This window comes from Pseudomonas sp. ZS1P83 (assembly GCF_054897825.1).
In genome coordinates this window covers 2306742-2318945 of record NZ_CM142706.1, presented here as the reverse complement: position 1 = coordinate 2318945, position 12204 = coordinate 2306742, and the positions used below count along the sequence as shown (strand labels likewise).

General features: G+C 58.2%; 10 protein-coding genes and 1 pseudogene. 2 read left to right on the top strand and 9 right to left on the bottom strand.

Going from position 1 to position 12204, the window contains the following annotated elements:
* Positions 1 to 322: 322 nt before the first annotated feature.
* Complete coding sequence (locus ACYZT0_RS11260) at positions 323 to 1261, top strand: site-specific integrase (RefSeq protein ID WP_462045883.1); 939 nt, start codon at positions 323 to 325, stop codon at positions 1259 to 1261.
* 10 nt (positions 1262 to 1271) lie between these two features.
* Here the strand turns inward: ACYZT0_RS11260 and ACYZT0_RS11255 are convergent, their stop codons facing one another.
* From ACYZT0_RS11255 to pmrG, 5 genes are all read right to left on the bottom strand, one after another.
* Positions 1272 to 2342 (bottom strand): ABC transporter ATP-binding protein, encoded by a 1071-nt coding sequence (locus ACYZT0_RS11255; RefSeq protein ID WP_462045882.1) that lies wholly within the window; start codon positions 2340 to 2342, stop codon positions 1272 to 1274.
* A complete protein-coding gene (locus ACYZT0_RS11250) occupies positions 2339 to 3937 on the bottom strand; it encodes an ABC transporter permease (RefSeq protein ID WP_462045881.1) in 1599 nt (532 codons plus the stop codon). The genes ACYZT0_RS11255 and ACYZT0_RS11250 overlap by 4 nt, the downstream gene beginning before the upstream one ends.
* Positions 3938 to 3940: 3 nt before the next feature.
* Positions 3941 to 4954: an iron ABC transporter substrate-binding protein gene (locus tag ACYZT0_RS11245; RefSeq protein ID WP_462045880.1), complete on the bottom strand. Its 1014-nt coding sequence runs from the start codon at positions 4952 to 4954 to the stop codon at positions 3941 to 3943.
* Between the two features lie 488 nt (positions 4955 to 5442).
* A complete protein-coding gene (gene arnT, locus ACYZT0_RS11240) occupies positions 5443 to 7164 on the bottom strand; it encodes a lipid IV(A) 4-amino-4-deoxy-L-arabinosyltransferase (RefSeq protein ID WP_462045879.1) in 1722 nt (573 codons plus the stop codon).
* 181 nt (positions 7165 to 7345) lie between these two features.
* Complete coding sequence (pmrG, locus tag ACYZT0_RS11235; protein ID WP_462046550.1) at positions 7346 to 7987, bottom strand: lipopolysaccharide core heptose(II)-phosphate phosphatase PmrG; 642 nt, start codon at positions 7985 to 7987, stop codon at positions 7346 to 7348.
* Positions 7988 to 8413: 426 nt separating this feature from the next.
* Between pmrG and ACYZT0_RS11230 the strand changes: the two are divergent.
* Positions 8414 to 8695 (top strand): annotated as a pseudogene (locus ACYZT0_RS11230) (ATP-binding protein); the annotation flags it as partial.
* On the opposite strand, the gene ACYZT0_RS11225 reads toward ACYZT0_RS11230, so the two are convergent.
* From ACYZT0_RS11225 to ACYZT0_RS11210, 4 genes are read right to left on the bottom strand one after another with little or no spacing between them, the layout of a single operon-like run.
* A complete protein-coding gene (locus tag ACYZT0_RS11225; RefSeq protein WP_462045878.1) occupies positions 8613 to 9206 on the bottom strand; it encodes a PqiC family protein in 594 nt (197 codons plus the stop codon). The pseudogene ACYZT0_RS11230 and the gene ACYZT0_RS11225 overlap by 83 nt on opposite strands.
* 17 nt (positions 9207 to 9223) lie before the next feature.
* Positions 9224 to 10879 carry a PqiB family protein gene (locus ACYZT0_RS11220; protein WP_462045877.1) on the bottom strand — a complete coding sequence of 552 codons (1656 nt, stop codon included), beginning with the start codon at positions 10877 to 10879 and terminating at the stop codon, positions 9224 to 9226.
* Positions 10860 to 11516: a paraquat-inducible protein A gene (locus tag ACYZT0_RS11215; protein ID WP_462045876.1), complete on the bottom strand. Its 657-nt coding sequence runs from the start codon at positions 11514 to 11516 to the stop codon at positions 10860 to 10862. The genes ACYZT0_RS11220 and ACYZT0_RS11215 overlap by 20 nt, the downstream gene beginning before the upstream one ends.
* The gene (locus tag ACYZT0_RS11210) at positions 11513 to 12109 is read right to left on the bottom strand and encodes a paraquat-inducible protein A (RefSeq protein WP_462045875.1); all 597 of its coding nucleotides are present in this window, start codon (positions 12107 to 12109) and stop codon (positions 11513 to 11515) included. Before ACYZT0_RS11210 ends, ACYZT0_RS11215 begins: the two co-directional genes overlap by 4 nt.
* Positions 12110 to 12204 lie beyond the last annotated feature (95 nt).

Genomic DNA, 12204 nt, shown 5'->3' with positions numbered 1-12204 from the left:
TAGACGCAAAACAGAAGCTGCATCAATTAGTTACAGCACATCCATGAAAAAGCTAACCGGTTGACTTTTTCTGCCCGGGTCGGCAGGTTGGGACTTAGCACAATGCCACCTAGACTTATTGAGGTTATCCCTGATTTTGTGAAAGGAACATGAAAGACCGGTCGTCGAATCGTTTATCTGAACGTCATACAGCCAATGTTCAGCCTTCTGACGTTCATCGAGATTTTTTGGTAAAAAGTCCTACAGAAGTGTTCCGCTTTATAGGGAGGATGTTTCAATCCTTAGTTGTTTAATGAACTGTTTCCACTCAAGGCCGTTTCGTTTGATTGACTTACCCGCTACCGACTCCATTTCTTCAAAGACCAATCCGCTGACCTTGTATCTGGCGCGCCTGGCGCCCTCCAGCCAACTGACCATGCGTTACGTTTTGCAGGATGCTGCTGACCGGTTGGGCTTCGAAGACATGAACGTCGAGGAGATTCCCTGGCACAACCTGCAGCCTGAAGATGCCATCGCGCTGGTGGCAACCTTGCGCTCGGACGGCTACGCACCGAATACCTCCTCGCTGTACGTCAACGCGGTGCGCGGGGTGATGAATGAAGCGTGGCGCATGAGCCTGATCAGTCAGGAACACTTGCTGAAAATGCGTTCGGTCAAAGGCATTGCCGGCACGCGGCTGTCCCAGGGGCGCAACCTCAAGCGCACGCTGATTCAGGAATTGATGGCGGTCTGTGCCTCCGATCCACGGCCACAAGGTCTACGGGACGCGGCGATTATCGGGATTTTGTACGGTTCGGGGATGCGCAAATCGGAATCGGTGAACCTGGACCTGAACCAGGTCGATTTCACCGAACGCAGCCTTCGTGTGATCGCCAAGGGCAACAAGCAATTGATCAAGTACGCACCGGCCTGGGCGTTCGCCAAACTCAATGACTGGCTGGAACTGCGGCGCTCACTGCTGAAGGAGGGTGAAGCGGACGATCCGTTCCTGTTCAACCGCATTCGTCGCGGCAGTCACATCACCCGCGAGCGCATCACCAAGCACGCGATCTATTACATTGCCCGGCAACGGGGCGCGCAGGTCGGGGTGAAAATCATGCCGCATGATTTTCGGCGTTCGTTCATTACCCGAGTGATTGAGGAGCATGACTTGTCAATCGCCCAGAAACTCGCCCATCACAGCAACATTCAGACAACGGCCAACTACGACGTGCGCGATGACAACGAGCGGCGTCGGGCGGTGGACCGGTTCGATCTTTGACGGACGGGGCTCAAGATTCGCTCAGTACGTGGGCATGGCCGATCGTCGAGACGTGAACCGCACTGCCGGCGGGTGGCGCATACAGGCCCGAACTGCGCACCATTAACGATCGTCCCGGCTGTTCTCCGGAAACCAAAGACTCCAACTCCACCGTCAACGTGCAGGTGTTGCCGCTGAAATCCCGCTCGGTCACCAAGGCTCGGCACCCGGCAGCTTTCGTTGAGCTGGGCTCGAGGCTGACGAGTTGCAGCTGCTCGGGACGCAGCATGATCTGCGCCGATTTGTTGTTCCGATGATTGTTCACCGGTATACGACCGAGATCGCAATGGGCCCAGCCGGCTTCGATTCTGGCGGGCATGACCACGGCATCCCCTAGAAACAGCGCGGTTTGTTCATCTTCGGGGTAACGGTAAAGATCCAGCGGATGGCCCGACTGCACGAGCCGACCGTCGCGCATCACCGCCAGCTGATCGGCAAACGACAAGGCCTCGCTCTGGTCATGGGTGACCAGAATGGTGGTGACGCCGGCGTCTGTCAGTAGCCGTGCGACCATTTTGCGCATGGCGCCCCGAAGGCCGGTGTCGAGGGCCGAAAACGGCTCGTCCAGCAACATCAATCGCGGCTGTTGCGCCAACGCCCGCGCCAGCGCCACGCGTTGTTGCTGGCCGCCGGAGAGCTCATGGGGCCAACGGTTGGCCATGTTTGCATCCAGCGCCACGCTGTCCATCAACTCCGCGATTCGTTCCTGTTTTGCGCCGCCCTTGATCGAAAGCCCGAAACCGATGTTGGCGGCCACGGTCATGTGCGGGAACAAGGCGCCGTCCTGGGGAACATAGCCAATCAGACGCTGATGCGCCGGGACTTCGTGGGTGTCGTCGACGAGCGTTTGGCCATTGAGTGATAAACGGCCCGTGTCCGGGAATTCGAAGCCGGCGATCATCCGCAACAGCGTGGTTTTTCCTGAGCCGGACGGGCCGACGATGACCGTTCGGCTGCCCGTCGGCACCGACAGGTTGATGTTCTCCAGCGCTTGAAAGGCGCCGTAGGACTTGGAAATGGAATGGAGCTCAAGAGCGTTCATCGGCCAGCCGTTCGTTTGGATTGGTGATAAAGAAGTCCGGTCAACGGAAGCGACAACAGGATCATCAACAGGGCGTAGGGCGCAGCGGCGGCGTAATCGATTTCGCTGGTCATGGCCCAGAATCCGGTGGCCAGGGTGCGCGTGCCATTTGGGGCGAGCAACAGGGTGGCAGTCAACTCATTGGTGATCGCCAAAAATACCAGCGCCGCGCCTGCTGCAGCGCCGGGCGCAGCCAGGCGCAGGGTGATCAGCCACAACGCCCGAGCGGGCGAGCGGCCGAGGCTGCGGGCCATGTTTTCCAGCTCGACCGGCGCCTGTGCGATACCTGCGCGCAAACTCACCAGGGCGCGGGGCAAAAACATCAGCAGATACGCCAGCAACACCGTGATGGTCGTCTGGTAAATCGGCCGGGCGAAATGGATGGTGACGGTCACCAATGCCAGGGCCACGACGATTCCTGGCAATGAACTGGTGATGTAGTTGCAACTTTCCAGTACACGTTGCAACCGGCCCGGAGAGCGAATCGACAGCCAGGCAATCGGGATGGCGGCGCAGGTGGTGAGGGCGGCACCCGCAACACCGAACAGCAGCGTCTGTTTCAGCGCCGGCAGAAGCTCCGCCATCTGCCAAACCTGCGTACCGCCAGCGATCAGCCAGTTACCCAAGGTTACCAGTGGCACGCCCAGCGCCAGCGCGCAGGTCGCGATCTGCAGTGTCAACGCGAGGAGGGTGGCTGCTGATTTCAGGCGCACAACCCGCTGCTCGCGAGCACTTCCCGACCCGACCCGGGCGTAACGCGCTGTGCCGCGAGCAGCGGATTCCGCGGTCAGCATCACCAGGCAACACAGGGCGAGCACGCTGGCCAGCATGTTGGCGGCGGGTCCGTTGAAGGTGGACTTGAACTGATCGAAGATTGCCGTGGTGAAGGTGTCGAAGCGGATCATCGCGTACAGGCCATATTCGGCCAGAAGGTGCAGGCCCACCAGCAAGGCGCCGCCGCAGATGGCCAGGCGCAGTTGTGGGAGCACCACGCGGAAAAATATCGCCCAGGGTTTGAGACCGAGTGATTCGGCAACGTCTTCGATGGCCGGATCGAGCCGACGCAGCGTCGCAGCAATTGGCAGGTACAGGAACGGGAAGTAGGCGATGACCGACACCAGAACCCCGGCAAACAGCCCGTGAATCGGTGGGACCAGACTGACCCACGCATAGCTGTGAACAAAGGCTGGCACCGCCAGCGGTGCAGTCGCCAACAACGACCACCATCGTCGGCCCGGCAGGTTGGTGCGTTCTGTCAGCCAGGCCAGAGACAGGCCTAACGTGACGCACAACGGAATCGTGATCACCACCAGTAAAACGGTGTTGATCAACAGTTCAGCGACCCGCGGCCGGAATACCAGCGGCACAAGGGTCGCCCAGCCTGTCTGAAACGAAACGCCGATAACGAAGGCAATCGGCAGCAGCGACAGTAGCGATACCAGCACCGACAAACTGATCACCCACGCGCCACCGCGCCGCGCGAAGATACCGCGGGATCGTCGTCGCACGTTCGCGGGTATCGCCTCAGCGACACCTGCCGGCAAAGTTTCTGGCATCAATTAGAGCAGTCCCGCCTGAGTCATCAACTCCACGGCTTTTTTACTGTCGAGTTTTGAAGCATCGACTGTCGGCGCGTCGAGTTGCTGCAAAGGCACCAATTTTGGGTTGGATTCAGCGTTTTTGCCCACGGCGTACTCAAACGATTTGCCGGTTTTGAGGATGGCCTGGCCCTCTTTGCCGGTAATCCACTTGAGGAACGCCTGGGCGTGTTCCTTGTGTTTGCTGGACGCCAGAACGCCGCCGCCGGAGACACTGACAAACGCGCCCGGATCCTTGTGCTTGAAGTAGTGCAGGGCGGTATTCTTGCTGTTTTCGCCGGTCTTGGCCTGGTCGCCGAAGCTGTAATAGTGGTAAATCACGCCGCTGTCGATCTGCCCGGCGTTGACCGCTTTCAGTACCGCACTGTTGCCGCGATAGATCGTGGCATTGGCCTTCAACCCTTTGAGCCATTCCAGAGTGGCGGCTTCACCCTTGAGTTCCAGCACCGCAGCGACGATGGCCTGGAAGTCGGCACCGGCCGGCGACGCGCCCCAACGACCCTTCCAGTTCGGGCCGGCAAGGTCCATCAGCGACTTGGGCAACTCGGCTTCGGGCAGTTTGCTCGGGTTATAAACAAACACCGTGGAGCGCGCGGCGATCCCCACCCATTTGCCATGGGCCGGGCGGTAAGCCGCGCCGATCTGTTCCAGAGTGGCCGGCGCAACCGGTGCAAACAGCCCCGCGTTGTCAACCAGCACCATGGCCGGGGTATTTTCGGTCAGGAACACGTCGGCCGGGGAGGCGGAGCCTTCCTGCACGATCTGATTGCCCATTTCGGTGTCGTCACCATTGCGTACGGTGACCTTGATGCCGGTTTCCTTGGTAAAGCCCTCGATCCAGGATTTAGTCAGGCTTTCGTGTTGGGCGTTGTAGACCACGATGCCATCAGCCTCTGCTGCATACACGTGGCCGGCGCCCAGCAGCGCGGTGGCCAGCAGTGCAGTTTTCAGGAAAGAAGGAAAATGGGCATTCATGCGTTGGCAGCTCCTGTTTTTAATCGTGCGCGCAAATTCGACAGCGTCGACGAGGGTAGGTCGTCGATCAGTGTAGATCAATAGGAATCATTTGCATGTTTAAGACGCGGCGAATGTAGTGCTTGAAATGTGAAAAAAACGTCAATTTATTCGTTAATTCGTGTCATTTGGCTTGTGGGCCAGGGAATCGAGACACTCACTCGCGAACCGTTGCCTGGAGCGCTGTGCACGGTGATGTGGCCACCGAGTGGTTCGACAATGCGTCTGCGATGGGTGTACCGAGGCGCTGAACACCTTGTCGACGAAGATCGAAAGTCAGAGCGCGCGCTGACAAATCATCGAAACCGATTGAATCGAGAGGCCCGTCAGGCCTAATGCTGATCAGTTAAGCCATTTCAGCCGCAACGCAAACCTTGCTACAGATCGTGTTACGGCTTAACTGATCGGCATTAGCCCGTCAGGTCCTCTCTTTTTTGAGCGCTGGTTTGTCAGGGTTGGCGTTGTGGAAAAATCAGAATTTGCAGGTTGCCGCGCTGATAGCGCTTGCCATCGATAGGCAATAACTCGACTTCTTGCACCTCCTGGACGCTGTTGACCCGCATGACCACGCCAACCGCGCCTTTTCTGCGAGCCTCGGTCATCCATTGGCCCACACTGTCCATGGTGACTTTTCTTGACGCCATCGCGGGATCGTCGAGGCCGTACTTCAACTCGCCGACAGTGTTGTACAGATCAACCTGCGGCCGCTTCAGGCGCCAGGACAAGGCTGATGCCGCCCCCAAATCGTTGCTGAGCAACGAGGTCGTCTGACTCAAGGCATCCAGATGCTCAGCAATGAACTGACCGGGCATCTTGCTATCGACGATCTGGCCGGGCATCGCCGCCGGCAGCAATGCGACCAACAGCCAGATACCCAGGGCCGGCATGGCCCAGAACATCAATGGACGCAAGGCTTGCAATGCGTTAGCGATGACCCAGCCAAGCAGCACGAAAAACACCAGCGACAGGCTAAACATTTCAGTGTTTTCGTAGATCTCTTTGGTGGCTTGCAGATAGAGCAGTGCGATCAGGGCTGTGGTAGCAATGACGACATTGATCATTGCGTTGATACGAATCGCCCGGCCGCGCGCCTTGTTCAGCAACTCGGTCAGAGCATGGCCCATCAGCAACGCCAGGGGTAACAGGCACGGCATGATATAGGTCGGCAGCTTGCCGCTGCTCAGGCTGAAGAACCCCAGTGGCAACAGCAGCCAGAGTAGAAGAAAGCTGATTGCCGGCTGGCGTCTTTGCTGCCAGGCCTGGACGAATGTCGTCGGCAGCAAGGCTGCCCAAGGCAGACTCGACGCGACCAGCAGCGGCACGTAGAACCACCAAGGACGAGCGTGCTGCGCATCATCGGCAGCGAAGCGGCGAATGTGTTCGTTCCAGAAGAAAAACCGCCAGAAGTCCGGTTCCTGATGGTGGATCGCCAGGACCCATGGCAGGCAAACCACGACGGCCACGACGACCGCCAGAGACCCGTAACGTAGCAGCTCACCCAAGCGTCGTTGCCAGAGCATGTAGGGCAGGGCAATCAACACAGGCAATAACCAGGCAAGAAAGCCCTTGGTCATGAAGCCCATCGCGCAGGCAACGCCCAACAGCGCCCAAGCGCCGAGTCGAGCACGTGAAACCTGGCTATCGACGGCAAACCACAGCGCAACCAGACTCAGGTTGACCCAGAACGTGAATTGCGGATCGAGATTGGCGTATCCGGCCTGACCGGCGATTAACCCGAAGCTCATATACAACAGTGCGCAGGCGAAGCTTTTGCGCGGGTCGTTCCAGAGGCGACGGGCAATCAGGTACGTTAGCCAGATACTCAGACCAGTGCTCAGTGCCGAAGCGATACGCACCCCAAACAGGGTGTCGCCAAATACAGCCTGACCGATGGCGATCATCCAGTAACCGGCAATCGGCTTCTCGAAATAACGAATTCCCATGAAATGCGGAGCGACCCAGTTACCGCTCAACAGCATTTCCTGACTGATCTGGCCATAACGGGTTTCGTCAGGCGTCCATAAGCCATGGGTCACGAGCGGCAGGAGATAAAAGACCAGGAAGGCCAGCAGCATACCCGGAACCATCCAGCGCTCGGTAATCGACCGGGCCGTGGAGTCTGCTTGGGACAAATGGCCAGCAGCATGGGAAAGCAGGTTATCGGGCGTCATGACTAGACCTAGGCGAAGTTTGTAAATGAACGGGCGCGCAGCACGAAACAGCAAGAGCGCAGCTTCTTCAATGTCATGCCGCAACCGCGACCTGACCTTGGAAGTTGGCTCAACTGTTTTTTGGATGTTTTAAGTTACAGCGATTTATTCGAAAACACTGCATTCGCACGCGTCGGCAGGATTATGGGCTCCCCCGTTTTTCGTCCAACAGAGAATGCCAGTCATTGGCTTTGACGATACCGAGCACTTTAAGTTGTCCATCAGCACCAACGCGCACGAACAACGAACTGCCATATTCACTTTTCGGCGCGTGTCGGAAACCGGTCTGCGCTTCAAAGTCGTGGATACAGCCGCTGTGAGTGACCAACACCAGATTGCGATGGGCCACTTTGTGCGCCACCACATCGTTACGCAAGGTCTTGCCGCAGATCGACAGCCAGTCCTGAGTCATCGCGTCTTTGCCGAGCATGTAGTGCGAGGTTTGCACTGTACGGGTAACCGGGCTACTCAGGACGTCGGTCTGCGCCAGGCCCAGGCGCTGGAAACCCTGGCCCACCGCCGCGGCGTTAACGCTGCCGGCTTGGGTGATACCGTCAGCCGGGCCCAGGCATGGGTTCGCTGATCGGTCGCATCGCTCGGTATGGCGCACCAGAGCGACGATCTCACCGTCTTGCCAGCGCTGGAGCAGGTCCGCTTTAGTTGCGGTTCCAGCCGTCGACAGGTTGGGCGGAGATCTTGACCACAAGACAAAACCGGTTACCCCGGCAACGATGACCAACGCCACGATCAACCCCGTGAGCCCGAAAAGCCGTGATAGCCACATGGGTGTTTGCGGAAACTTGCGTGATAGTAAATTAGGCACGTATGTTTTACTCGTGAGTGCGCGATAAATTTCAACTTTCAATGCGCTTCTTCCAAACAGCCTTTTAAGTCAATCGGTTATTTGGTTGTCAAGGCGCAATTAGCGACAAACTAAAAGGTCTCAGGTGCCCGAGGGGTGAAAGAAATGTGAAAGTTTTGCGGGAGGGAGGCGCCGATAATCATTAGTGCGTTGTTGTAAACGCTTCTCTTATGTACGTTGCGTGTGGGCTGACTTTGGTTTTAGCCCCGGTTCTGTGGCAATTGCCCCGACAATGGAGCCCGGCAATAAAATGGATTTAAAGCAAAGCCTGACTAAACGGATTGTTATCGTAATCGCCCTGATGAGCGCGCTAGTCGCGGGCATTTTTGCGTTTGGGGCGCGAGCGCGGGTTTCATTAAGCTGACGCTGCGCGAGCACGGTTTCAGTGTCGAAGACAGTGGCATTGGCATTCCGGCAGAAAAACGTCATGCGCGGTGATGAGCAACGGGGCGAAGGACTGGGCCTGGGTCTTTCGTTGGTCCAGCGTATTTGCACCCATCAGAATTGGCGAGTGGAACTTACGAGCCCCAGCCAAACGGATGTTGCTTCACGGTTGAGTTGACTGGCGGGAGTTCGGCTCTTGTTGAGCCGCTGGACAACCCCTTGATGTACCGGAAGCGGCTTGATTGATCAACGCGGCCAGGCGTCTGACGTTGTTCTGCTGAGCCGCTACCAGTTCACCTATGGAAGGCCCTGATGGTGTCTGCAACGTGCTGCGGCAAGTGACCAGCGCGTTATCGCTTTCGCCTAGACTCCGCAGGCGCCATTTGACGTCAATCAGCGCGTATTGGCCGGGGATCGAGTCAAAACGTTGCACGTCCAGCCGCACCGATACCATGCGCCGGGGATTGCTGTTGACCAATTGATCGATCAGGGCGGTTCGCAATTCATCCGACAGGCTCGCGCCCCACCACTCGGTTTCGAGGATGGCCAGGCCGCTGTTGCCCTGACGAATGACGATCTGCGGGCGGTCGACCTGGGGAGGGACGCTGAGGCCTTCGATCTGGATATCCGCAGCACTGGTCCTTGAATTACCGCTCGGCTGGGCGGGGGTCAGGGTGTGGAATTGAATCGGCTCACTGCGGCAGGCCGTGACCAGTAACAGCGCGGTGACCAAGGTGATCTTCAACGGAAAAGCCATGGGTGATGCTCCTGTGGTCATTTGCGCGGCGGCCCCGGCAGGTCCATCGGCGCGGCATTGTCGGGACGGCCGCGAATCAGCGATTCCGGATGGCGTCCCAGGTAATCCGAGAGCTCACGCAAGGAGCGCGACATGCGTCCGAGTTCGTCCAGGGTCTGGCCTAATTGTTCGCGTTGCGGCGAGTCTTCAGCCAAGGTTGAAGTGGCCGATTGCAGGGTCTTGCTGGCGTCCGCCAGCGTCGTCTGCACGCCGGGCAGGGTCTTGGCGTTAAACTGCGCCAGGCTTTTACGCAGTTCGACTAGGTTGCTGTCCAGATTGCCGGCAATGCGCTCGATTGGCAGCTGGTTGATCTTGTTGACCATGCCCTCCAGTTTTTCCTGCAACTGCTCGAGGCTGCCAGGAATGGTGGGGATAGAAACAGGACGGGCGGTCGGATCGAACACGACTTTCTCCGCTTTGGGGTAGAAGTCGAGCGCGATGTACAACTGACCAGTCAACAGATTGCCGCTACGGGCCTGAGCCCGCAGACCGTTGTCGATGAAGCTTCCCATCAGGCGTACGCCTGCGGCTTCGTCGTTGGGGTCATGCTTCAAGGCCTCGAGCATTTTGCTGTGGGCCTGGCCGAGTCGTTGCGGGTAGATCACGATGCCGACATTGACCGGAAAACTGCGCTTTTTCGCGTCGAAATCCAGATTCACCGACACGACGCTGCCGAACTCTGTGCCAAGGAACTCCACCGGCGCACCGACCTTTAGCCCGCGCAAGGCCTGATCGAAACGCAAACTCAAGAATTGTCCCTTGCCGCTGGGCGGGGCGAGGGCGGTTAGTTGGTCTTCGAACAGATCGAAGGCTTTGTCCTCGGTGGCCGGTTGATCGTTGGGGCTGTATTCCGGAGCGCGGAAGGCGATGCCGCCCACCAGGATGGATGACAACGACTCGGTTTTCACCGAAAAGCCGTTGGCGCCGACATTCACGTCGATCCCGCTGGCGTTCCAGAACCGGGTGTTTTCAGTGACGTAGGCATCGTTGGGCGCGTGGATGAACACTTCGATGTTCACCCCTTTACCGTCGGCGTCCAAGGCATAGGCCACCACTTGACCCACCGGAATCTTGCGGTAGTAAACCGGAGAGCCGATGTCCAGCGAACCCAGGTCCTGAGTGTGCAAGGTGAAGCGCTTACCCGGCTCGCCATAGGTAATCGGTGGCGGGTTTTCCAGGCCGGTAAAGTTTTTTGCCCGAGCGTTGGCCTGGCCGATGTCGGCACCAATGTAATCCCCGGACAGCAGGGTATCGATCCCCGACACCCCACCGGCGCCAATACGTGGACGCACGACCCAGAATTGCGAGTCTTCGCGGGTGAAACTTTCCGCCTCCTTGGCCAGTTTGATGGTGGCGTTGACACTTTTCTGATCGCTGCTCAGTTCTACGTCCGAGACATGGCCGATCACCACGTTGCGGTATTTGACCTCGGTCTTGTTGGCTGTCAGGCCGCTACCGGTTTTGAACGTGACGGTAATAGTCGGACCTTCCTGCATCATGGTGTGTACGACCAGGGAAATCCCCACCAGCACCGCGACGATCGGCACGATCCATACCAGCGAAACGCTGAGGCGACGGGTTTTGACAGGGGCCTGGCCAGGCGGTTGCTCCCCGTCAGTGGCTTGCGACTTCATCCTTGACCTCCTCGATTGGGTGATCCCGCTCTTTTTTATCCCAGATCAGGCGTGGGTCGAAACTCATGGCCGAGAGCATGGTGAACACCACCACCAAGCCAAAAAACAGAATGCCCGGGCGCGGTTCGATATCGGCCAGGGCTTGAAATTTCACCAGTGAGGCCACGAGCGCCACCACGATCACATCGAGCATCGACCAGTAACCGATGAGCTCGACGAAACGGTACAGCGTTGACCGCTGCTTACTCGCCCATTGGCTGTCGCGCTGAACGGTCACCAGTAACAGCGTCAGCGCGACGAACTTGATGCCCGGCACCGCGATGCTGGCGATGAAAATAATCAGGGCAATGTCCCAGGCACCGTGCTGCCAGAACTCCAGTACACCGCTCATGATTGTGCTATCAGCGCCATTGCCGACCATCTTGGTATTCATCACGGGCAGCAGATTAGCCGGGACGTAAAGCGCCAGGGCCGTGAACATGTAGGCCCAGGTCCGGGCCAGTGAGTTGGTTTTGCGCCGATGCAGCGGCGCACTGCACCGTGTGCATTCGTGAGGTTCATGGGTCATGTCACAGGCCAGGCCGCAGCTGTGACACAGGCACAGGTTGAGTTCGCTCGCCACCGGAGGCCTTTTCATAAGATGTCCCACAGATCACGGACGTCGCGCCCGGCAATACGGATCATCATCAGGCTGAGAATGGCCAGGGCAAACAGGCCGATGCCGGGCAGCACATCCAGTAATCCGGCGAGCTTAATGACCGCGACCATCGCCCCCAGCAGGCAGACTTCCAGCATGCTCCAGGGCCTGAGGGTTTCTAGCCAGCGCATGCAGAACTTGAAGCCGGGCGAGCGCTGGTGGGCGAGGGCGAAGCTCAGAACCCAGGTAAGCAGCAACAGCTGGAAAATCGGCGCGATGATCATCGCGATCGCCGCCACCATGGCGATGAAAGTGATCGGCCCCAGACTCAGGGCCAGCACCGAATCCCAGAGTGTTGCGCTGTTTTTCAGGCCTTTGAGGCTGATGCTCATGACCGGGTAGAAGTTGGCGAAAATCCACAGCATCAACGCGGTGAAGGTCAACGCCAGACGTTGCTCCACCGTCAGACCGTTATAGCGCTGAAGCACGCCGCCGCAGCGCATACACAGGGTTTTCTGATGTTTGGCGAGCGTGACTTTTTCATACACGCAGTCGCAGTGCTCGCAGATGATCAGTGGGTCAGTCGTAGCCATAGGCCGCACTCGCCAGGACGCAGGGAGGTCAGAGCACCCCCTCAATATAGAAGCGCCTCGCGATTGAGCAAATTAAAAGGCGGGTACAGATCGTT